Annotated in this window: 26 protein-coding genes; 19 read left to right on the top strand and 7 right to left on the bottom strand. The window is 67.1% G+C overall.

From position 1 onward, the window contains the following. The 9 genes from rplW to AC1D01_RS02640 form a co-directional block, all read left to right on the top strand. Nucleotides 1-302: 50S ribosomal protein L23 (gene rplW / locus AC1D01_RS02600; RefSeq protein WP_477864540.1), on the top strand; the 302-nt coding region annotated here is incomplete at its 5' end. Beyond that, nucleotides 302-1,126: a 50S ribosomal protein L2 gene (gene rplB / locus AC1D01_RS02605; RefSeq protein ID WP_047506363.1), complete on the top strand. Its 825-nt coding sequence runs from the start codon at nt 302-304 to the stop codon at nt 1,124-1,126. The genes rplW and rplB, both read left to right, overlap by 1 nt. Before the next feature lie 9 nt (nt 1,127-1,135). Next, nucleotides 1,136-1,414, top strand: a complete 279-nt coding sequence (gene rpsS / locus AC1D01_RS02610; RefSeq protein ID WP_047506365.1) for a 30S ribosomal protein S19 — start codon at nt 1,136-1,138, stop codon at nt 1,412-1,414. An 11-nt stretch (nt 1,415-1,425) separates the two neighbouring features. Beyond that, complete coding sequence (gene rplV / locus AC1D01_RS02615) at nt 1,426-1,755, top strand: 50S ribosomal protein L22 (protein WP_047506366.1); 330 nt, start codon at nt 1,426-1,428, stop codon at nt 1,753-1,755. Nucleotides 1,756-1,771: 16 nt separating this feature from the next. Beyond that, a complete protein-coding gene (gene rpsC / locus AC1D01_RS02620; RefSeq protein WP_477864541.1) occupies nt 1,772-2,683 on the top strand; it encodes a 30S ribosomal protein S3 in 912 nt (303 codons plus the stop codon). A gap of 12 nt (nt 2,684-2,695) precedes the next feature. Beyond that, the gene (gene rplP / locus AC1D01_RS02625; RefSeq protein WP_047506369.1) at nt 2,696-3,112 is read left to right on the top strand and encodes a 50S ribosomal protein L16; all 417 of its coding nucleotides are present in this window, start codon (nt 2,696-2,698) and stop codon (nt 3,110-3,112) included. A gap of 19 nt (nt 3,113-3,131) precedes the next feature. Beyond that, the gene (gene rpmC / locus AC1D01_RS02630; protein ID WP_047585666.1) at nt 3,132-3,329 is read left to right on the top strand and encodes a 50S ribosomal protein L29; all 198 of its coding nucleotides are present in this window, start codon (nt 3,132-3,134) and stop codon (nt 3,327-3,329) included. Then, nucleotides 3,326-3,613, top strand: coding sequence for a 30S ribosomal protein S17 (gene rpsQ, locus AC1D01_RS02635; protein ID WP_056809658.1), 288 nt, complete (start codon nt 3,326-3,328; stop codon nt 3,611-3,613). The genes rpmC and rpsQ overlap by 4 nt, the downstream gene beginning before the upstream one ends. Before the next feature lie 97 nt (nt 3,614-3,710). Further along, nucleotides 3,711-4,217, top strand: coding sequence for a peroxiredoxin (locus AC1D01_RS02640; RefSeq protein WP_477864542.1), 507 nt, complete (start codon nt 3,711-3,713; stop codon nt 4,215-4,217). A 59-nt stretch (nt 4,218-4,276) separates the two neighbouring features. Here the strand turns inward: AC1D01_RS02640 and AC1D01_RS02645 are convergent, their stop codons facing one another. After that, entirely contained in the window at nt 4,277-5,389 is a 1,113-nt protein-coding gene (locus tag AC1D01_RS02645; RefSeq protein ID WP_477864543.1) for a YbdK family carboxylate-amine ligase, read from the bottom strand. Between the two features lies 1 nt (nt 5,390). Beyond that, nucleotides 5,391-6,674, bottom strand: coding sequence for a cation:proton antiporter (locus AC1D01_RS02650; protein WP_477864544.1), 1,284 nt, complete (start codon nt 6,672-6,674; stop codon nt 5,391-5,393). 177 nt (nt 6,675-6,851) lie between these two features. On the opposite strand from AC1D01_RS02650, the gene htpG reads away from it, so the two are divergent. After that, nucleotides 6,852-8,732 carry a molecular chaperone HtpG gene (gene htpG, locus AC1D01_RS02655; RefSeq protein ID WP_477864545.1) on the top strand — a complete coding sequence of 627 codons (1,881 nt, stop codon included), beginning with the start codon at nt 6,852-6,854 and terminating at the stop codon, nt 8,730-8,732. Nucleotides 8,733-8,738: 6 nt separating this feature from the next. Here htpG and AC1D01_RS02660 read toward each other — a convergent pair whose 3' ends face one another. The 3 genes from AC1D01_RS02660 to AC1D01_RS02670 form a co-directional block, all read right to left on the bottom strand. Then, nucleotides 8,739-9,773 (bottom strand): serine/threonine protein kinase, encoded by a 1,035-nt coding sequence (locus tag AC1D01_RS02660; RefSeq protein ID WP_477864546.1) that lies wholly within the window; start codon nt 9,771-9,773, stop codon nt 8,739-8,741. A 42-nt stretch (nt 9,774-9,815) separates the two neighbouring features. Continuing rightward, nucleotides 9,816-10,634 carry a DUF2726 domain-containing protein gene (locus AC1D01_RS02665; protein ID WP_477864547.1) on the bottom strand — a complete coding sequence of 273 codons (819 nt, stop codon included), beginning with the start codon at nt 10,632-10,634 and terminating at the stop codon, nt 9,816-9,818. Nucleotides 10,635-10,794: 160 nt separating this feature from the next. Next, nucleotides 10,795-11,403: a GNAT family N-acetyltransferase gene (locus tag AC1D01_RS02670; protein ID WP_477864548.1), complete on the bottom strand. Its 609-nt coding sequence runs from the start codon at nt 11,401-11,403 to the stop codon at nt 10,795-10,797. A 370-nt stretch (nt 11,404-11,773) separates the two neighbouring features. On the opposite strand from AC1D01_RS02670, the gene rplM reads away from it, so the two are divergent. From rplM to erpA, 5 genes are all read left to right on the top strand, one after another. Beyond that, entirely contained in the window at nt 11,774-12,202 is a 429-nt protein-coding gene (rplM, locus tag AC1D01_RS02675) for a 50S ribosomal protein L13 (RefSeq protein ID WP_047506380.1), read from the top strand. Nucleotides 12,203-12,211: 9 nt separating this feature from the next. After that, nucleotides 12,212-12,604 (top strand): 30S ribosomal protein S9, encoded by a 393-nt coding sequence (gene rpsI / locus AC1D01_RS02680; protein ID WP_047506382.1) that lies wholly within the window; start codon nt 12,212-12,214, stop codon nt 12,602-12,604. A gap of 177 nt (nt 12,605-12,781) precedes the next feature. After that, entirely contained in the window at nt 12,782-13,492 is a 711-nt protein-coding gene (locus tag AC1D01_RS02685) for a DUF6776 family protein (RefSeq protein WP_477864549.1), read from the top strand. A gap of 81 nt (nt 13,493-13,573) precedes the next feature. Beyond that, nucleotides 13,574-14,002, top strand: coding sequence for a bactofilin family protein (locus AC1D01_RS02690; RefSeq protein ID WP_477864555.1), 429 nt, complete (start codon nt 13,574-13,576; stop codon nt 14,000-14,002). Nucleotides 14,003-14,045: 43 nt separating this feature from the next. Then, on the top strand, nt 14,046-14,423 hold the full coding sequence (gene erpA, locus AC1D01_RS02695) for an iron-sulfur cluster insertion protein ErpA (RefSeq protein WP_047506389.1): 378 nt from the start codon (nt 14,046-14,048) through the stop codon (nt 14,421-14,423). Between the two features lie 47 nt (nt 14,424-14,470). Here erpA and AC1D01_RS02700 read toward each other — a convergent pair whose 3' ends face one another. Together AC1D01_RS02700 and AC1D01_RS02705 are read right to left on the bottom strand one after the other, a co-directional pair. Continuing rightward, on the bottom strand, nt 14,471-15,595 hold the full coding sequence (locus AC1D01_RS02700) for an anhydro-N-acetylmuramic acid kinase (protein WP_477864550.1): 1,125 nt from the start codon (nt 15,593-15,595) through the stop codon (nt 14,471-14,473). Nucleotides 15,596-15,632: 37 nt separating this feature from the next. Continuing rightward, a complete protein-coding gene (locus AC1D01_RS02705; RefSeq protein WP_477864551.1) occupies nt 15,633-17,012 on the bottom strand; it encodes a peptidoglycan DD-metalloendopeptidase family protein in 1,380 nt (459 codons plus the stop codon). Nucleotides 17,013-17,259: 247 nt separating this feature from the next. Between AC1D01_RS02705 and tyrS the strand changes: the two genes are divergently transcribed. The 4 genes from tyrS to dtd form a co-directional block, all read left to right on the top strand. Then, a complete protein-coding gene (tyrS, locus tag AC1D01_RS02710; protein WP_477864552.1) occupies nt 17,260-18,486 on the top strand; it encodes a tyrosine--tRNA ligase in 1,227 nt (408 codons plus the stop codon). Between the two features lie 5 nt (nt 18,487-18,491). Continuing rightward, nucleotides 18,492-18,863: a DUF5329 family protein gene (locus AC1D01_RS02715; RefSeq protein WP_477864553.1), complete on the top strand. Its 372-nt coding sequence runs from the start codon at nt 18,492-18,494 to the stop codon at nt 18,861-18,863. An 11-nt stretch (nt 18,864-18,874) separates the two neighbouring features. Continuing rightward, nucleotides 18,875-19,762, top strand: a complete 888-nt coding sequence (locus tag AC1D01_RS02720; protein ID WP_477864556.1) for a cation diffusion facilitator family transporter — start codon at nt 18,875-18,877, stop codon at nt 19,760-19,762. Nucleotides 19,763-19,769: 7 nt separating this feature from the next. Then, nucleotides 19,770-20,158: D-aminoacyl-tRNA deacylase (gene dtd / locus AC1D01_RS02725; protein WP_477864554.1), on the top strand; the 389-nt coding region annotated here is incomplete at its 3' end.

Genomic DNA, 20,158 nt, shown 5'->3' on the forward strand with positions numbered 1-20,158 from the left:
AGCATGACGAGGGCCGCCTGGCCCAGGTGCTGGTGGCGCCGATCGTGAGCGAAAAAGCCACGTCCGCTGCCGAGAAGCACAACCAGGTGCTGTTCAAGGTGCTGCGCGATGCCACCAAGCCCGAGATCAAGGCAGCAGTCGAACTGCTGTTCAAGGTCGAGGTCGAGTCGGTGCAGACCGTCATTCAAAAGGGCAAGGTCAAGCGCTTCGGCCGTTCCATCGGCCGCCGCGACCACGTCAAGAAGGCGTATGTGTCGCTGAAGGCAGGCCAGGAGCTCAACTTCTCCGGGGAGGCCGCGTAATGGCCGTCATCAAAGTCAAACCGACGTCGCCCGGCCGCCGTGCCGTGGTGAAGGTGGTTCACAGCCACCTCTACAAGGGTCGTCCGGAAGCCTCGTTGCTCGAACCGCAAATGCAGAATGCGGGTCGCAACAACAACGGCCACATCACGATGCGCCACAAGGGCGGTGGTCACAAGCACCACTACCGCGTGGTCGACTTCGTGCGCAACAAGGACGGCATTCCGGCGAAGGTCGAACGCATCGAGTACGACCCGAACCGCACGGCGCACATCGCGCTGGTGTGCTACGCCGACGGCGAGCGCCGCTACATCATCGCCCCGCGTGGGCTGGATGTCGGTGCGACCGTGCTGAGCGGCGCCGAAGCGCCGATCAAGGCCGGCAACACGCTGCCGATCCGCAACATCCCGGTGGGCTCGACGGTTCACTGCGTCGAACTGCTGCCGGGCAAGGGTGCCCAGATCGCACGCTCGGCCGGCACCTCGGTGACGCTGCTGGCACGCGAAGGCACCTACGCCCAGCTGCGCCTGCGCTCGGGTGAAGTGCGCCGCATCCACATCGACTGCCGCGCGACGATCGGCGAAGTGGCCAACGAAGAGCACAACCTGCGCCAGTACGGCAAGGCCGGTGCGCGTCGCTGGAAGGGCATCCGTCCGACGGTTCGCGGTGTCGCGATGAACCCGGTGGATCACCCGCACGGTGGTGGTGAAGGTCGTACCGGCGAGGGCCAGGTGCCTGTGTCGCCGTGGAACACGATGACCAAGGGCTACCGCACTCGCAACAACAAGCGCACGCAGACGTTCATCGTCTCGCGTCGCAAGAAGTAAGGGGCTGCCATGACCCGTTCGCTCAAAAAAGGTCCGTTCGTCGACCATCACCTGATGGCCAAGGCCGAGAAGGCCGCGGCCATCAAGGACAAGAAGCCGATCAAGACCTGGTCGCGTCGCTCGACGATTCTTCCCGACTTCATCGGGTTGACGATCGCGGTGCACAACGGCAAGCAGCACGTGCCCGTGTACATCACCGACCAGATGGTCGGCCACAAGCTCGGTGAATTTGCGCTGACCCGCACGTTCAAGGGCCACCCGGCCGACAAGAAGGCCAACAAGAAGTAAGGATGACGACGATGGAAACCCGTTCAATCGTTCGCGGCGTCCGCCTCTCTGCCGACAAGGGTCGGCTGGTGGCCGATCTGGTCCGCGGCAAGAAGGTCGACCAGGCGCTGAACATCCTGAGCTTCACGCCCAAGAAGGCAGCCGGCATCATCAAGAAGGCTCTGGAGTCGGCGATCGCCAACGCAGAGCACAACGACGGTGCCGACATCGACGAACTGAAGGTCAAGACGATCTTCGTCGAGCAGGCCGCCACCCTCAAGCGCTTTTCCGCACGGGCCAAGGGCCGCGGCAACCGCATCAGCAAGCCGACGTGTCACATCTTCGTGACCGTGGGCAACTGAGCGCAGAAGGAAAACCATGGGACAGAAAATCCATCCGACCGGTTTCCGGCTGCCGGTCACCCGCAACTGGGCTTCGCGCTGGTACGCATCGAACGCGAATTTCGCGACGATGCTGGCCGAAGACCTGCGGGTCCGCGACTTCCTGAAGGCTCGCCTGAAGAGCGCCGCCGTTTCGCGCATCCTGATCGAGCGCCCCGCCAAGAGCGCCCGCGTCACCATCTTCTCGGCTCGTCCGGGCGTGGTGATCGGCAAGAAGGGCGAGGACATCGAGAAGCTGAAGGCCGAACTGACCCGCCGCATGGGCGTGCCGGTCGCGGTCAACATCGAAGAAGTGCGCAAGCCTGAAGTCGATGCCCAGCTGATCGCCGACAGCATCACCCAGCAGCTCGAGAAGCGCATCATGTTCCGCCGTGCCATGAAGCGCGCGATGCAGAACGCGATGCGCCTGGGCGCGCAGGGCATCAAGATCATGTCGTCGGGCCGCCTGAACGGCATCGAGATCGCCCGCTGCGAGTGGTACCGCGAAGGCCGCGTGCCCCTTCACACCCTGAAGGCCGACATCGACTACGGCTTCTCCGAAGCCAAGACGACCTACGGCATCATCGGCGTGAAGTGCTGGGTCTACCGTGGCGACCGCCTCGCCAATGGCGAAGTGCCGCAGCTGAAGGCCGAGGTGCCCGAGGACGATCGTCGTCCGCGCCGCAACACGCGCCCTGGCGCTCCGGCTGGCCGTGGCCGTCCGGGCGGCGGTGGTGCAGGTGACCGCGGCGATCGCGGTGATCGTGGTGCGCCCCGCCAGGGCGCTGCCCCGGTCGAAGGCAGCGACAAGCCGGCCGAGGCGACGGGTGCTCCCGCCACCGACGCGCCGACCAGCGCAGCCAAGCGCGTGCGCAAGGCCCCCGATGCCACCGGCTCGGGCAAGGCCTAAGGAGAACAAGCAATGATGCAACCGTCTCGGCGGAAATACCGCAAAGAGCAGAAGGGCCGCAACACCGGCGTCGCCACCCGTGGTGCGAACGTGTCGTTCGGCGATTTCGGCCTGAAGGCCACGGAGCGTGGTCGCCTGACCGCGCGCCAGATCGAGGCCGCACGTCGTGCGATCTCGCGTCACATCAAGCGTGGCGGCCGGATCTTCATCCGCATCTTCCCGGACAAGCCGATCTCGCAAAAGCCTGCCGAAGTCCGCATGGGCAACGGCAAGGGCAATCCGGAGTACTACGTCGCTGAAATCCAGCCCGGCAAGGTGCTCTACGAACTCAACGGTGTGCCCGAAGAGCTGGCCCGCGAAGCGTTCAAGCTGGCTTCGGCCAAGCTGCCGCTGAGCACCACCTTCGTGTCGCGTCAGGTCGGCTCTTGAGGCCTGACTGGAGAAACACATGAAAGCATCTGAACTCCGCACCAAGGACGTCGCCGGCCTTGAAAAGGAAGTGGCTGACCTGTTGAAGGCACACTTCGGTCTGCGCATGCAGAAGGCGACTCAGCAACTGACCAATCACTCGACGCTGGGCAACACGCGCCGCGACATCGCGCGTGCGAAGACCATCCTGGCCGAGAAGAAGAGGGCTGCCAAATGAGCACCACGCAAACCACGACCGAAGCGCCGCAGAAGAACACCCGCACACTGGTGGGCAAGGTCGTCAGCGACAAGCGCGCCAAGACCGTCACCGTGCTGATCGAGCGCCGCACCAAGCACGAGCTGTACGGCAAGATCGTCGGGAAGTCGAGCAAGTACCACGCCCATGACGAAAAGGGCGAGTACAAGCTGGGCGACGTGGTCGAGATCGCCGAAGGCCGTCCGATCTCCAAGACCAAGTCCTGGGTCGTGACGCGTCTCATCGAGAAAGCTCGCGAAGTCTGATTTGAGTTGACCCTGGGGCCTTCGTCAGAAGGCACCCCGAAGACGGTCGGAACGCTGGGATACTGGCGTCCGGCCGTTTTTTCATTTGGAGATCGAGATGCTCAAAGTTGGTGACAAGCTGCCCGCAGGCTCGCTGCAGGAATTCATCGAGGTCGAAGGCAATGGCTGCAGCCTGGGCCCGAACACCTTCGACGTCGAGAAGGAAACCGCTGGCAAGAAGATTGCAATCTTCGCGCTGCCCGGTGCCTTCACGCCGACCTGCTCGGCCCAGCACGTGCCGGGCTACGTGAAGAACGCCGAGGCGCTGAAAGCGGCCGGCGTCGACGAGATCTGGTGCATCTCGGTCAACGACGCGTTCGTGATGGGCGCCTGGGGCCGCGACCAGCACACGCTGGGCAAGGTGCGCATGATGGCCGACGGCAGCGGCACGTTCACGCAGGCCACCGGCCTGACGCTGGACCTGATCGCCCGCGGCATGGGCGTGCGCTCGCAACGCTATTCGATGCTGGTCGACAACGGCGTCGTCAAGACGCTGAACATCGAGGCGCCGGGCAAGTTCGAGGTCAGCAACGCCGAGACGATCCTGGCGCAGGCGAAGGGCTGATCCGTAGCCCGGATGCCAATCCGGGTTCGTGAATCACACCTCCCGGATTGCCATCCGGGCTACCCCATCCAGCGTTCGGTGGCGCTGTGCACCACCGACGACAGCGGCTCGCCTGCGGCCCGCAGCCCGCGCAGCCACTGCGCATCATTGCCGTGCCGCAGGCTGTCGCGGATCAGGTTGCTCGCGTCGAGCGAGCGCAGGTCCAGCGCATGCTCGTCGACCCGCGCGAGCGTGCGCACGATGTTGTCGCGCAGCTTCTCGCGCTGCTTGGTCTGCGGGTCGACGATCTCGCCCTCGAGCCCGAAGCGGCAGGCCTGGAAGCGGTTGAAGGTGTAGACGAGGTAGTCGTCTTCCGACGGCTCGAACGGCCGCTCCTCGCGCAGGTAGCGGCAGATCGCCTGCAGGTAGCACGCGAGTGYCGCGGCCTTGTCGACGTCGAGCGGCGTGTCGCACACCCGCAGCTCGATGGTGCCGAACTCGGGCTTCGGCCGGATGTCCCAGTAGAAGTCCTTCATCGACTGCACGACACCCGTGCTCGTCATCTTGTCGAAGTAGAGCCCGAAGTCGTCCCACGTCGTCACGAACGGTGCGCGCCCCGACAGCGGGAACGCGAACACCGAGTTCAGGCGCGCCGAATCGAAGCCGGTGTCGACGCCCTGCACGAACGGCGACGACGCGCTCAGCGCGATGAAGTGCGGCACGTAGCGCGACAGTGCGTGCAGCAGCCACAGCGCCGTGTCGCCATCCTCGCAACCCACGTGCACGTGCTGGCCGAACACGGTGAACTGCTTGGCGAGGTAGCCGTACAGCTCGCTGATGTAGTGGAAGCGCTCGGTCGGGAAGATCTGCTGGTCGCTCCAGTGCTGGTACGCGTGCGTGCCGCCACCGGCGATGCCGATGTTCAGCTTGCGCGCCGCCTGCGACAACTGGCCGCGCAGGTCGTGCAGCTCGGCCACCAGGCCACTGTGCTCGCGCTGGATCGAGGTGCCGATCTCGATCATGCTGCGCGTGATCTCGGGCTTCACGTCCCAGGCGCCGGTGTGCTTGGCGAGCACGCGCAGCAGGTCCTCGGCCTGCGGCGCGAGGTCGAAATCGTGCGTGCTGACCAGTTGCAGTTCGAGCTCGACGCCCAGCGTCAGCGCCTCGGAGGTGGTGAATTCGGCCAGGGCCATGTCAGGGAACCTTCGTGTTCGAGATGGGCGGGCACTCCTGGGCGAGGTCGCGCACGGCGCGTTCGGCCAGCAGCGGGCCGATGAACTGCAGCAGGGTGGTGGAGATCAGCAGCGCCTGCAGCACGCCACCGTTGGCGCCGGGCAGCTGCGACGGCCAGCCGAAGGTGTCAGCGGTCAGCAGCACCGCGAGGCTGCTCATCGGCTGCAGCGCGATGGTCAGCGCGCCGGCCTGGCGCCAGCCGAGGCCGCTGGGCTTGGCCAGCACCGCGATCGCGATGCCCTTGCCCATCAGGCGCGCGACGACGATGACCAGCACCCAGGGCCACAGCGTCGAGAAGCCGTCGAGCGTGAACAGCATGCCCAGGCAGATGAAGAGCATCACGCTGAGCGTGGCGCCCGCCGTGCCGAGCTGTGGCTCGACGGTCAGGCCGTGCGCCATCCGCGAGCGCGCCACCATGCCGGCCACCAGCAGCGCGAGCAAGGGCGAGAGCCGCCATTGCGCGGCCAGCATCGCGGCGATGATGACCAGCGCGATCTGCAGCACCGGCGCGGTGGTCAGGCCCCGCACCTGCTTCATGAGTTGCGTCAGCACCCAGCCGGCGGCGACGCCGAGCAGGAACGAGCCGCTGACCACCAGCAGTGCACTGGTGACGGCCGGCTCGAGGCCCGGTTCGACCGCGGCCAGCCCGCCGCTCGCGGCAAGCACGCCCCAGGCCTTCAGCGCCACCACCGCGAGCACGCTGTTGATCGCCGACATCATCAGCAGGCGTTCGGTCACCTGCCCGCGCGGGCGCATCTGGTGAACCAGCGCCAGCACCAGGACCGGCGAGGTCGACATCGCGACGGCGCCGGCCAGTGCGGCCGAGATCGACGGCGCATCGAAGGCGAGCAGGCCGAGGTACACGCCGAGGCCGGACAGCACGCCCTCGAGCACGCAGGTCAGCGCGAGCCACGGGTTGTCGATCAGCCACCGCGGCCGGATGCGGCTGCCGAGTTCGAACACCAGCACGCCGATGGCCAGGTCGATGAGCGGCTTGACCGGGTCGAGGTCGGTGCGCTCGAGCAGGCGCAGCGCCAGCGGGCTGGCCAGCGCGCCGGTCAGCATGTGGCCGCACAGCCGCGGCAGCCGGAAGCGCCGGCGCAGGATCTCGCCGAGCACCACCGCGACGACCATCACGATCGCGAAGCCCAGCACCGGGTCGACACCGCGCAGGTGATCGAGGGTCCAGGAGGCAGTGGCGGCGGAGGGAGCGAACCAGTTCTCGAGCGTGGAGGACAAGGACATGCGGGAGCCGGCAAGGAAAGACGGGACGTTCGCCCGGATCGCAGCAAGGATCGGGGAAACTTCGGGGGTCTTGAAGGTAACCGTATCCGACCTCAAGTGCAGCGCCTTCCCGGCGCAACTTCTTGTAAGACAGCGCCTACACGCCGGCACCCAACAACATTCAGCTTCAGCAAGACCATGGACAAGCAAACACTTTCCTTCCAGGCCGAGGTCAAGCAGATCCTGCACCTGGTCACGCACTCGCTCTACTCCAACAAGGAGATCTTCCTGCGGGAACTGGTCTCGAACGCCTCGGACGCCTGCGACAAGCTGCGCTTCGAGGCGCTGAACAACGCCGGGCTGTATGAAGACGCGCCGAACCTGGAGGTGCGCATCGCCTTCGACAAGGCCGCGAAGACGCTGACGATCACCGACAACGGCATCGGGCTGTCGGCCGACGAGGCGGTGGCCAACCTCGGCACCATCGCGAAGAGCGGCACGCGCGAGTTCATGAGCAAGCTCGAAGGCGACCAGAAGAAGGACGCGCAGCTGATCGGCCAGTTCGGCGTCGGCTTCTACAGCGGCTTCATCGTGGCCGACCGCATCACCGTCGAGTCGCGCCGCGCGGGTGTGCCAGCCGAGCAGGGCGTGCGCTGGAGCTCGGAAGGCAGCGGCGATTTCGAGGTCGAGACGATCACGCGGGCGCAGCGCGGCACCTCGGTGATCCTGCACCTGCGCGAAGGCGAAGAAGAGTTCCTCACGGCGTGGAAGCTGCGCTCCATCATCAGCAAGTACTCCGACCACATCTCGCTGCCGATCCTGATGCAGAAGGAGGAGTGGGACGCCGACAAGCAGGAACAGGTCGTCCACGACGAGTGGGCCCCGGTCAACAAGGCGGCGGCGCTGTGGACGCGCAGCAAGAGCGACATCACGCCCGAGCAGTACACCGAGTTCTACAAGCAGATCAGCTACGACACCGAGGCGCCGCTCGMGTTCACGCACAACCGCGTCGAGGGTCGCAGCGAATACACGCAGCTGCTGTACGTGCCGGCGAAGGCGCCGTTCGACCTGTGGAACCGCGACAAGCGCGGCGGCGTGAAGCTCTACGTGAAGCGCGTCTTCATCATGGACGATGCCGAGGCGCTGATGCCGGTCTACCTGCGCTTCGTGAAGGGCGTGATCGACAGTGCCGACCTGCCGCTCAACGTCTCGCGCGAGCTGCTGCAGGAGAGTCGCGACGTGAAGGCGATCCGCGAGGGCTCGACCAAGCGCGTGCTRGGCATGCTGGAGTCGCTGGCCGACAACGAGGACGCGGCCGAGCGCGCGAAGTACGCCGCGTTCTGGAAGGACTTCGGCGCGGTGCTGAAGGAAGGCGTCGGCGAGGACCACGCCAACCTGGAGCGTTTGACCAAGCTGCTGCGCTTCGCGTCGACGCAGGCCGACGAAGGCGTTTCGTTCGCCGACTACCTGGGCCGCATGAAGGAAGGCCAGGACACGATCTACTACATCACGGCCGACAACCTGGCCGCGGCGAAGAGCAGCCCGCAGCTCGAGATCTTCCGCAAGAAGGGCATCGAGGTGCTGCTGCTGGTCGACCGTGTCGACGAGTGGATGCTGAGCCACCTGTACGAGGTCGAAGGCARGTCGCTGCAGAGCGTCGCGAAGGGCTCGGTCGACCTCGGCAAGCTGCAGGACGAGGCCGAGAAGAAGCAGGCCGAGGAGGTCGCGACAGCCTTCCAGCCGGTGCTCGACCGCTTGAAGGAAGCGCTGAAGGACCGCGCGAAGGACGTGCGCGCGACCTCACGGCTGGTCGACTCGCCGGCCTGCCTGGTCGTCGAGGAGGGCGACATCAGCGGCCACCTCGCGCGCCTGCTGAAGCAGTCCGGCCAGAGCGCGCCGAAGACGAACCCGGTGCTGGAAGTGAACGCCGAGCACGCGCTGGTGAAGCGGCTCGAATCCAGCCCGCAGTTCGACGAGCTCGCGAACATCCTGTTCGACCAGGCGGTGCTGGCCGAAGGCGGGCAGCTCGAGGATCCGGCCGCCTACGTGCGCCGCGTCACGGCGCTGCTGACTGCCTGATCGCGGTCAGTACGCGGGGCCGCCGAACACCGGCGGCTCCCGCAGCGTCGCGATCTGCTCGCGCAGGCGCACCGCCTGGTCGGTCCRGTAGACCGGCGCACCGAACCACGGGAACGCGATCGGGAAGGCCGGGTCGTTCCAGCGCCGCGCAAGCCAGGCGCTGTAGTGGATCATCCGCAGCGTGCGAAAGGCCTCGATCAGCCGCAGCTCGCGCCAATCGAACTCCATGAAGTCCTCGTAACCGGTCAGCAGCGCATGCAGCTGGCGGGTCGCGACGCTGCGCTCGCCCGACAGCAGCATCCACAGGTCCTGCACCGCCGGGCCGGACAAGGCATCGTCGAGGTCGACGAAGTGCGGGCCGGCCTCGGTCCACAGCACGTTGCCGGCGTGGCAGTCGCCATGCAGGCGGATCGTGCGGGTGCTGCCGACGGCGTCGAAGCAGGCGGCGATCTCGGCCAGCGCATCGCGCGCCGCGCGCTCCCAGCCGGGCTTCGCATCGGGCGGGATGATGTCGCCGGCGAGCAGCCAGTCGAGCGGCCCCGAGCCGTAGGTCGCGATGTCGAGTGTCAGCCGGTGCTCGAAGCGCGACTTCGCGCCGACCCGATGCATGCGGCCGACGAAGCGGCCGATCCATTCCATCGTGGCCTCGTCCTCGAGCTCGGGCGCGCGGCCCGAGCGGCGTTCGGTGATCGCGAAGCGGTGCGGGTCCGAGCCGCCGGTGAAGTGGCACAGCGTCGAGGTGATGCCGCTCTGCTCGCTGGTCAGCGACCAGGGGCTGACGATCGGGATCTCGGCCTCGGCGAGTTCGTTGGCGAACGCGTGCTCCTCGAGGATCTGCGCGTCGCTCCAGCGCCCGGGCCGGTAGAACTTCGCGACCACGACGCGCTTGTCTTCGAGGAACACCTGGAAGACGCGGTTCTCGTAGGAGTTCAGCTGGATCAGCCGGCCGTCGCCGCGCAGGCCGACCGAATCGAGGGCGTCGAGGACGACTTCCGGCGTCAGGCCGGCGTAGGGGGTTTCAATCGGCGAGGCGGATGACATGCCCGCATCGTAAGCGGCAGCCGCCCTGCCGCCGCGAATCGATCAGTGCCGCGTGCTCGACGCGTAGTGCGGCGGGTCGACGACGACGCCGCCGACTTCATCCCCCAGCGTGCTGTCGCCGCCCGGGTTGGTGGTGGCGAAGGCGGGGCCCTGCCGCGGGGCGGGCTTGCCGTTGCGATCCGTGAGGCCGGAGAACTCGCTGCTCGCGAACGCATCGAGCCGGCTGTCGGGCGAGAAGAAGGAGTCCTGGAACAGCGTCGAATCGCTCCACAGCGCGGTGCGCTCGGCGCGCTTGGTCGCGACGGTGGTGGCCAGCGTGTCGCGCGCTTCGTGCAGCGTGTGGGTCGGCGCGGGCTGCGGTGCGCGCGACGCGGCCCCGCTGTGCGGCACCAGCAGCTGCAGCTCGGCGATCGACGGCAGGTGCTCGGTCGAGCAGCGCAGGTAGCGCACGCGGCAGGCGGCCAGCACCGATTGCTTGATCTGCTGCAGCCGGCGCGAACCGCCGCGCTCGACGTCCAGGTCGATCGCGGCGAGCACGCGCCCGTTCGCGCTGCAGACCGCGAAGGTCACATGGTTGGAACCGAGCAGGTCGAACCAGAAGCGGACTTCGGTGGGGTCGTTCGGCTGGCAGAAGCGCACCAGCGGCAACTTCGACAGCACGATGTGATGCGGCAGCGCCTCACGCAGCAGGCGGTAGATGCGGCGCTCGTCGGTGCTGAAGACGGGGCGGGCGGTGAGTGCCCACTCGGTGGGCAGCGGCTTGGGTTGGGGCGGCTTGCGACCGCGCCACAGCAGCACGAGGAGCGCGAGAGCCAGCAGCGTGGTGACTGCCAATGCGGCGATCCAGGGCAGGACTTGCATGATCAGGACACAGACTTGGATGGAGTCCATCGGACCGGGGCCGGAGGGCACCCGTCGAGCGACGAACCGAAGGCATCCTAGCGGTCGACCCCGGCAGGCGCATCCCCCACATCGGGGCCGTACAGATGTCAGATTGGTATCTGAAAACGGATTTCGTCGCTTATTCCGAGGCGACGCGTCGCGTGCTGCCCACGTGGGCCTTCACTTCCGTGACGGTGTCGAGCAGGTCGCTCATGCGCTGTGCATGGCGCTTGAACTGGTAGTTCAGCTCGGCCGCATGGCGCTCCATCAACTGGCCCATCTGCGATGCGAGGCTGTCGGGCGGCAGCTTCAGCCAGGCTTCCGACTCCGAGCCGTCGCGCTCGACCAACGCGCCGGCGCGGCGGGCGATCTTCAGCATCGCAGTGTTCTCGCTGAGCGCGTGGATGAACAGCCGGTCGCAGCCGCGGTTGCGCGCCTGCAGCACGGCGCGCTCGAACAGCCGTGCGCCGTAGCCACGGCCGCGCGCATGGCTGGCCACCGAGACGCCGAACTCCGCCATCGCCGCGTCTTCGGGGCGGTTCACCGGCACATAGGCGAGGTGGGCCAGCGCGATGAGCTCGAGGCGCCGGTTGAAGATGCCGAACAGCTCGTCGCGCTCGAAGTTCAGCGACGCGACGTAGCGCTCGATCTGGGCATCCGTCGCCGGATAGCCGAATCGAAGATAGCGATCACTTTCGCTGAGCGCCAGAAGGTGCGTTGAAATTCGAACCCGATGGCGCTCGGACATCGAGCGAATCGGCACCCAGCTGAAGCGCGGAGCCACCGGAGCAGTGCCGTGATTCGACGCCAGGGGCGACGAACGTTCGGAAGAAGCGGCGGGACTGCTCATGGGGGTGACTTGGTAGAAACCCTAGTGTACCGGTTCAAGCGTCCACTTGCGAGCGATGGAGACAAGGCGGCCCCTCTAGCCAGCGTCACCCTCGATCAGCTACACTCGAAGGCTTTTCCGCCATGGCCCGGTGGAAATACGCAAGAGAAGCACGCCTGAGAGGCTGCCTGAACAAGCAGCACCGATGGCCGTGACATTTCAGCAATGAAATTCAGCAAGGCCGTAACCTGCTGGTCGCCTGTGGCGATCGGCTCATTGAAAGAACCTCATGAAGACCTTCAGCGCCAAGCCGGCCGAAGTGACGCACGAGTGGTTTGTGATTGACGCCACCGACAAGGTGCTCGGACGTGTTGCCAGCGAAGTGGCACTCCGTTTGCGCGGCAAGCACAAGGCCATTTACACGCCTCACGTCGACACCGGAGATTTCATCGTCGTCGTCAACGCAGACAAGATCCGCGTCACGGGCAACAAGGCCACCGACAAGGTGTACTACCGTCACTCGGGTCACCCGGGCGGTATCCACGCCACGACCTTCAAGGACATGCAAGCCAAGCACCCCGGCCGCGCGCTGGAAAAGGCTGTCAAGGGCATGCTCCCCAAGGGACCGTTGGGTTACGCGATGGTCAAGAAGCTGAAGGTATATGCCGGTGGTTCCCACCCGCACACCGCCCAGCAGCCCAAAGTGCTGGACATCTAAGGAGCGGCCATGATCGGAAATTGGAACTACGGAACCGGCCGCCGCAAGTCTTCGGTGGCGCGCGTCTTCATCAAGAAGGGCACTGGCCAGATCGTCGTCAACGGCAAGACCGTCGATGAGTATTTCGGTCGCCAGACCTCCATCATGGTGGTCAAGCAGCCCCTGGTGCTGACCTCCAACGATGGCGCGTTCGACGTCAAGGTCAACGTGCACGGCGGTGGCGAGTCGGGTCAAGCCGGTGCAGTGCGCCACGGCATCACCCGCGCCCTGATCGACTACGACGAGACGCTCAAGCCCGCCCTCAAGCATGCTGGCTTCGTGACGCGCGATGCGCGTGAAGTCGAGCGCAAGAAGGTCGGCCTGCACGGCGCTCGCCGCAGGAAGCAGTTCAGCAAGCGCTGATCGACGCTCACGCGTTGCAACAAAGGGTCGCTTTCGAGCGGCCCTTTTTGTTTTCGGGTCGCCGTTCCGGCAAGGTTTGGAAACAAGCGCCTGGCGGGCCGCTTCTACAATCCCTAGCTTCAACAGGGGCGCCGGGCTCCGCAGCACGAGCCCTTCACTTCCTCCTGTCCTGACCCCATGCGCTGGAAACTGCTTCGTCGTCGCATGTCCATCAGCGCACCGCGCATGATCGTGCGCAGCCACCTGCCCTGGCCCTTGCGCTGGATCATCGTGGCGCTGGTGTTCGGATTCTCCGCGGCCTTCGCGCTGTGGGCCTTCGAGTTCGGCAAGGACATCGCCGGGCTGGACCGCGATGCGAAGGCCGAGCTGGCGCAACTGCGTGTCGAGGTCGCGCAGCTGCGCGCCGAACGCGAAGGCGCCCAGTCCATCGCCAACACCGCCGGCAGCCTGCTGCGCACCGAGAAGGTGGCGCAGGACAAGCTGGCCCAGCAGCTCAAGCAGCTCGAGTCCGAGAACATGGCGCTGAAGGCCGACCTCGGCTTCTTCGAGCGCCTGCTGCCGGCCGGTGCCGCCGAGGCGCTGACGGTGCGCGCACTGCAGGCCGAAGCCAAGGCGCCGGGACAACTTCGTTACCAATTGCTGGTGATGCAGATGGGCAAGTCGGCCCCCGAATTCACCGGCCGCTACGACATCGTGCTGACCGGGCTGCTCGACGGCAAGCCGTGGTCCCTGTCGATGCCCAACGGCGGCTTGCCGCTCGCCGTGAAGCAGTACCTCCGTCTCGAAGGAATGATCGATCACCCGCTGCAGGCCGTGGTAAAAACCGTCCAGGTCAAGGTCATTGACAGCCGCGGCACCGTCAGGGCGACGCAGATGCTCAAGCTCTGAAGCCAGCCACCGAAGAAGCACTCAGCACGAAGACGACGCAAGAGACGGCACCCCTCGTTGGATCACGTTGGAGCAATCACCATGTTCGGCAAAACCAAGCAGCCCCCCATCCGCACCCTGATCGGCGAAGGCACCGTGATCACCGGCGAACTGCGCTTCGCCGACGGCCTGCGCATTGATGGCGAGGTGCAGGGCGACGTGATCGCCAGCAGCGAGGCGTACAGCATCCTCGTGATCAGCGAGAAAGCCAAGGTCATCGGCAAGGTCAAGGCCGGCCACGTGATCATCAATGGCACCGTGATCGGTCCGGTCTTGTCGGATCAGCTGCTCGAGTTGCAGCCCAAGGCCAGCATCGTCGGCGATGTGCGCTACGAATCGCTCGAAATGCACCAGGGCGCCCGGATCGACGGCGAACTCCACCCCTTGAAGGCCGACGAGAAGGCCCCTTTGAAGCTGGCCACCGCGAACGCGGGGCCGGTGATCAATCCCACAACGGCACAAGCGGCGTGAGCTCGGCGGATAATCGGTCCGTTCGTCCCCCAAGGAATACCCCATGAGCGCAGTTGCAGAGAACCTCCAGAGCCTTGATTCCAGCGAGCCGCCGGTGCCGCTGGTGTTCACCGACAGCGCCGCGAGCAAGGTCAAGGAGCTGGTCGACGAAGAAGGCAATCCCGAGCTGAAGCTGCGCGTCTTCGTGCAGGGCGGCGGTTGCTCCGGCTTCCAGTACGGCTTCACGTTCGACGAGATCGTCAACGACGACGACACGCAGATGAGCAAGAACGGCGTCACGCTGCTGATCGATGCGATGAGCCTGCAGTACCTGGCCGGTGCCGAGATCGACTACAAGGACGACCTCGAAGGCGCGCAGTTCGTGATCAAGAACCCGAACGCGACGACGACCTGCGGTTGCGGGTCCAGCTTCTCGGTCTGAGCCGTCCGGCTCCCGCGACAGGCCGCTTTCGGGCGGCCTTCGTCATTTCAGGCCGGATACAGCGCACCCAGCACCCGCGGCCCCCGCGCCCCGGTGACCGACACCAGGTTGCCGGGCTCGCGCCGGACATGCGCCCGCGCCAGCCACGCGAAGGCAGCCGCCTCGACCTCGCTGGCCGGCAGGCCGCGCTCATCGCTGCGGACCACCCTGCGGCGCGGAAGCAGGGCCACCAGCCGCCCCATCAGCTGATCGTTGAAGGCGCCGCCGCCGCACACCAGCACCTCCTGCGCGTCGCCGGCATGGCGATCGACCGAGTCGGCGCAGGCCAGGGCCGTCAGCTCGCACAGCGTGGCCTGCACATCTTCCGGCCGCAGCGCATGGCCGGCGCGTGACAGCTGCTCGTCGAGCCATTCGGGGTTGAACAGGTCGCGGCCGGTGCTCTTCGGCGGCGTCAGCGTGAAATACGGATCGGCGTGCATCTGCGCCAGCAGGCTGGCTTCGACCCGCCCCGAGGCCGCCCAGGCGCCGCCGGCGTCGAAGGGCCGGTGGCAATGGCGTTGGCACCAATGGTCCATCAGCGCGTTGCCGGGGCCGCAATCGAAGCCGGTCGTCGACTTGCCGTGCGCCGGCCAGGCCGTCAGGTTGCTGATGCCGCCGATGTTCAGCACGGCGCCGGCGCGGTCGACCTGGCCGAACACCGCGCGATGGAAGGCCGGCACCAGCGGGGCGCCCTGGCCGCCGGCAGCGATGTCGCGGCTGCGGAAGTCGGCGACCACGTCGATGCCCGTCAGCTCGGCCAGCACGGCCGGGGCGTTCACCTGCGCGGTGTAGGCGACCTCGTCGCCCGGGCGGTGCCGGACCGTCTGGCCGTGCGCACCGATGGCCCGGATGTCTTTCGCCGCGAGTCCGGATTGCGCGAGCAGCAGGCTCACGACGCCGCCATAGACCTGCACCAACGACTGGCCCGCCTGGGCCATGCGGTTCAGCTCGTCGTCACCGGCGCGCTGCAGCGCCATGAACGCTTCGCGCAGGTGGGCGGCAAAGGGCAGGTGGGCATGCGCCAGCACCGCGATGCGCGGCCCGCTGAAGTCGACGACCACACCGTCCACGCCGTCCAGCGAGGTGCCGGACATCAGGCCGAYGTAGCGTTCCGTGGTCGGGTGTGCGGTCATCGCGCGATGGTAGCCGCGCCGCCCGATCGGGTGTGTGCTACTCGGCGTCGCCGGTGTAGCTCGCGAGCGATTCCGCGCCCTGGAGCTGCTCGCGCCAGGTGCCGGTGACCTTCGCCAGCTCCTGCTGCGCCGAGGCCGTCAGCACGATCGCTTCCGAGGTCTTGGCCACCACCAGCGGATCCTGCTGCTGGCCGCGCAGCTTGAACTCGAAGTGCAGGTGCGGCCCGGTCGCCCAGCCGGTCATGCCGACGTTGGCGATGTGGGTGCCCTGTTCGACATGCTGGCCGCGCTTCACGTCGATGCGGCTCAGGTGGGCGTACACCGTCTCGCGGTCGTTGCTGTGGCGGATCTTCACGACATTGCCATAGCCGTTCTGCCAGCCGGCGAAATCGACCACGCCGTCGCCGACGCTGCGCACCGAGGTGCCGGTCGGCGCGCCGTAGTCCACGCCCAGGTGGGCGCGCCAGCTCTGCAGGATCGGGTGGAAGCGCATCGAGAAGCCGGAGGTCACGCGCGAGAACTCCAGCGGGCTGGCGAGGAACGCGCGGCGCTTGCTCTGGCCGTCGAAGCCGAAGTAGCCGCCCTTGCCGGACGGGTCCTTGAACCACACGGCCGAGTAGCTGCGGCCGTTGTTGACGAACTCGGCGGCCAGCACGCGGCCGGCGGCCTGGTTCCAGGTGATCACCTCGCCGTCGGCGGTCAGCGCCTCGTAGACGACGCTGAAGCTGTCGTTCTTGCGCAGTTCGCGGTGGAAGTCGATGTCGGTCGAGAAGATCTCGGCCATCTGCACGGCCACCGGGTCGGGGATGCGCGACTCGTCGGTGGCGGCGAACAGCGAGCTGCGGATCGTGCCGCTGCCCAGCCGCACCYGCGCCGCGAGCGCCGCCTGCTCCACCCGGGACTCGAAGCGGCCGTCGACGCGCTTCACGCTGAGCCGCGAGAAATGGGTCGCCCATTGCGCCGGATCGGCGGCCGGAAAGCGGGCCACCAGTTCATCGAGCTGGCCCGATGCGTCGCTGCGCACCCGCACCATCTTGCCGGCACGCCCTTCGAGCAGCAGGCGGGCCGTCTTGTCGCTGCGCAGGAACGCGGCGGCCGCGACATCGGTCACGTTGACGCGGCGCAGCAGGCTGTCGGCGGTGTCGGCGTTGCGGGTCAGGTCGCTGCGGTAGAGCGACAAGTCGTGGCTGGCCAGCACCTCCAGCTGCGATCCGACATCCTCGGGGGTGACGCTTTCCGTCACCACGCGGCGCGGCAGGTCGGATGCATCGGGGGCCATCGGCGCGATGGCGAAGGCGGTGACGCCCGCGCCCATCAGCAGCGCGACCACGGTACCGGCGAGCGTGCGCGGGTGGCGATGGACGAAACGCTGGGTGGTGGTGCCGGCCGAGGCCAGCGCGTGATCGAGAGAATCCAACGAGTTCACTGCTGTGAAGGGCGGTGAGGCCCTGTCTGCAAGCACACCGCCATCGGACGCCGCGCTCTGGGTCTGTCTTGCTGCCTGCAGGCGTCCACTAGAATCGCGGTCGCTTGCGGGCCCCTGTGTCTGGAGGGGGCCGGCACCCGGAAGCGGCGCAGTATAGCCACCGACTTCCGCGCCAATGTTTCCGGCACTATTCCCGGAATAACCCCACGAGTTCGTTCTGCAACCGGCCCCGAAAACCATGTCCGCCCAGCCGCCTTTTCCGATCACCGACCGCACGCGCGAGGCGCTGGCGGTGTCATTGAGGGGCTGTGACGAGCTGTTACCCGAAGGCGAGTGGCTGAACAAGCTCGCACGCTCTGAAGCAAYCGGCGTGCCACTGCGCATCAAGCTCGGGCTGGACCCGACCGCGCCGGACATCCACATCGGCCACACCGTGGTGCTGAACAAGATGCGCCAGCTGCAGGACCTGGGCCACACGGTGATCTTCCTGATCGGCGACTTCACGTCGATGATCGGCGACCCGTCCGGGCGCAACAACACCCGCCCGCCGCTGACCCGCGAGCAGATCGAGGCCAACGCGCAGACCTACTACCGCCAGGCCGCGCTGGTGCTGGACGAGAGCCGCACCGAGATCCGCTACAACTCCGAATGGAGCGACCCGCTGGGCGCGCGCGGCATGATCCAGCTGGCATCGCGCTACACGGTGGCCCGCATGATGGAGCGCGACGATTTCACGAAGCGCTTCAAGGCCGGCACGCCGATCAGCGTGCACGAGTTCCTGTACCCGCTGATGCAGGGCTACGACTCGGTCGCGCTGAAGAGCGACCTCGAGCTCGGCGGCACGGATCAAAAGTTCAACCTGCTGGTGGGCCGCGCGCTGCAGAGCGAGTACGGCCAGGAGCCGCAGTGCATCCTGACGATGCCGCTGCTCGAGGGGCTGGACGGCGTCGACAAGATGTCGAAGAGCAAGAACAACTACATCGGCATCACCGATGCGCCGAACGACATGTTCGCGAAGATCCTGTCGATCAGCGACACGATGATGTGGAAGTACTTCACGCTGCTGAGCTTCCGCCCCGAGGCCGAGGTCGCGGCGCTGAAGGCCGAGGTCGACGGCGGGCGCAACCCGAAGGATGCGAAGGTGCTGCTCGCCAAGGAGATCACCACCCGCTTCCACAGCGCGGCGGCGGCCGACGCGGCCGAGGCCGATTTCAACAACCGCGCGAAGGGCGGCATCCCCGACGTGATCGACGAGATCGCGCTGGCGGGTGCGCCGCTGGGCATCACCGCGCTGCTGAAGCAGGCGGGGCTCGCGCCGTCCACCAGCGAGGCCGGCCGGCTGATCGAAGGCTCGGGCGTGCGCGTCGACGGCGACGTCGTCAGCGACAAGGGCCTGAAGCTCAACGCCGGCACCTACGTCGTGCAGGTCGGCAAGCGCAAGTTCGCGCGCGTCACGCTGGGCTGATCGCGATGCGGCGGCGCAGCGTTCTCGTCGGGGGGCTGGCAGGCGGGTTCGCTGTCGGGTTCGCAGCGGGCGCGCAGGCCGCGCCGTCCGAGGCCGAGCGCGCGCGCATCGAACGCCTGATCGCCTGGGTCGGCGCGCAGAAGGACCTGAAGTTCATCCGCAACGGCAGTGCCTATTCGCCGGCCGATGCGGCGAAGTTCCTGCGCGGCAAGTTCGACAAGATGGGCGAGCACGTCACCACCGCCCGGCAGTTCATCGACGAGATCGCGAGCCGCTCCAGCACCAGCGGCCAGCCCTACCTGATCCGTTTCGCCGACGGCCGCAGCGTGAGCGCGGCGCAGTTCCTCGGCGACGAACTCCAGCGCATGGACCGCTGATGGGCGCACTGATGGGTGTCGAGGCCCTGCTGCGCCTGTCGGTGCTCGCGGCGCTCGCCACCATCGCGCTGAAGACGGGGGCCTGGTGGGTCACCGGCTCGGTCGGCCTGCTGTCGGACGCGATGGAGTCGCTGGTCAACCTGGTGTCGGCGCTGTTCGCGCTGCTGATGGTGAACATCGCGCGCCGGCCGGCCGACGAAGACCATCCGTCGGGCCACACGAAGGCCGAGTACTTCTCCAGCGGCTTCGAGGGCATGCTGATCGCCGCCGCCGCGGTGAGCATCGTCTGGGCCGCGGTGCTGCGTTTCGCGCACCCGCAGCCGCTCGAGTCGCTCGGCTGGGGCCTGACGCTGTCGGTCGCCAGCTCGGCGATCAACGGCCTGCTGGCCTGGCGGATGATGGCCGGCGCGCGGCAGCACCGCTCGATCGTGCTGGAGGCCGATGCGCGCCACCTGATGACCGACGTGTGGACCTCGGCCGGGGTCATCGCGGGCCTGGTGCTGGTCCAGCTGACCGGCTGGCTGTGGCTGGATCCGGTGCTGGCCATCGGCGTCGCGCTGAACATCCTGCGCGAAGGCGCGCAGCTGGCGTGGCGCTCGGTCGAGGGGCTGATGGACAGCGCCGTCGAGCCGGAGATCCGCGAGCAGATCGATCGCACGCTCGCGCAGTTCGGTCACCACCCGATCCGCTTCGACCACGTCGTCACGCGGCGCGCCGGGCAGCGGCGCTTCATCGACCTGCACATGCACGTGCCGGCCGACTGGACGCTCGGGCGCGCGGCGGCATTGCGGGCCGACGTCGAGCAGGCGCTGATGGGCGACGTGCCGGGGCTGCGGGTCTCGATCCAGCTGCTGCCGACGAACGTCGAGACGCAGTCCACGGACGCTGCAGTCGCATGAGCTCCCGATGATCTCCATCACGCAGCGGGTGTCGCAGGCGCGCGTCGAGGTGGCGGGCGAGGTCATCGGCGCGATCGACGCCGGCCTGCTGGTGCTGGTCTGCGCCGAGCCGGGCGACACGCCGGCGATCGCCGACAAGCTGGTCGCGAAGCTGCTGAAGCTGCGCATCTTCGGCGACGAGCAGGGCAAGATGAACCGCAGCGTCACCGACATCGGCGGCGGCCTGCTGATCGTCAGCCAGTTCACGCTGGCAGCGGACGTGTCGGGCGGCAACCGGCCCAGCTTCACCGCGGCGGCGCCGCCGGCGCTGGGCCGCGAGCTCTATGAGCGGGTGCTCGCCACCGCGAGGTCACAGCACCCGAACGTCGCCAGCGGCGAGTTCGGGGCGGACATGAA

The organism is Rhizobacter sp. P3_B12, from assembly GCF_056402895.1.

Coding starts and splice junctions, on each gene's coding strand:
- AC1D01_RS02715 (WP_477864553.1), top strand. CDS start 18,492: ATGCGGCGGCGCAGCGTTCTCGTCGGGGGGCTGGCAGGCGGGTTCGCT.
- rpsI (WP_047506382.1), top strand. CDS start 12,212: ATGATCGGAAATTGGAACTACGGAACCGGCCGCCGCAAGTCTTCGGTG.
- AC1D01_RS02720 (WP_477864556.1), top strand. CDS start 18,875: ATGGGTGTCGAGGCCCTGCTGCGCCTGTCGGTGCTCGCGGCGCTCGCC.
- AC1D01_RS02685 (WP_477864549.1), top strand. CDS start 12,782: ATGCGCTGGAAACTGCTTCGTCGTCGCATGTCCATCAGCGCACCGCGC.
- rpsQ (WP_056809658.1), top strand. CDS start 3,326: ATGAGCACCACGCAAACCACGACCGAAGCGCCGCAGAAGAACACCCGC.
- rplP (WP_047506369.1), top strand. CDS start 2,696: ATGATGCAACCGTCTCGGCGGAAATACCGCAAAGAGCAGAAGGGCCGC.
- AC1D01_RS02690 (WP_477864555.1), top strand. CDS start 13,574: ATGTTCGGCAAAACCAAGCAGCCCCCCATCCGCACCCTGATCGGCGAA.
- AC1D01_RS02665 (WP_477864547.1), bottom strand. CDS start 10,634: ATGCAAGTCCTGCCCTGGATCGCCGCATTGGCAGTCACCACGCTGCTG.
- AC1D01_RS02650 (WP_477864544.1), bottom strand. CDS start 6,674: ATGTCCTTGTCCTCCACGCTCGAGAACTGGTTCGCTCCCTCCGCCGCC.
- rplM (WP_047506380.1), top strand. CDS start 11,774: ATGAAGACCTTCAGCGCCAAGCCGGCCGAAGTGACGCACGAGTGGTTT.
- erpA (WP_047506389.1), top strand. CDS start 14,046: ATGAGCGCAGTTGCAGAGAACCTCCAGAGCCTTGATTCCAGCGAGCCG.
- rpsS (WP_047506365.1), top strand. CDS start 1,136: ATGACCCGTTCGCTCAAAAAAGGTCCGTTCGTCGACCATCACCTGATG.
- rpsC (WP_477864541.1), top strand. CDS start 1,772: ATGGGACAGAAAATCCATCCGACCGGTTTCCGGCTGCCGGTCACCCGC.
- AC1D01_RS02640 (WP_477864542.1), top strand. CDS start 3,711: ATGCTCAAAGTTGGTGACAAGCTGCCCGCAGGCTCGCTGCAGGAATTC.
- rplV (WP_047506366.1), top strand. CDS start 1,426: ATGGAAACCCGTTCAATCGTTCGCGGCGTCCGCCTCTCTGCCGACAAG.
- rpmC (WP_047585666.1), top strand. CDS start 3,132: ATGAAAGCATCTGAACTCCGCACCAAGGACGTCGCCGGCCTTGAAAAG.
- rplB (WP_047506363.1), top strand. CDS start 302: ATGGCCGTCATCAAAGTCAAACCGACGTCGCCCGGCCGCCGTGCCGTG.
- AC1D01_RS02670 (WP_477864548.1), bottom strand. CDS start 11,403: ATGTCCGAGCGCCATCGGGTTCGAATTTCAACGCACCTTCTGGCGCTC.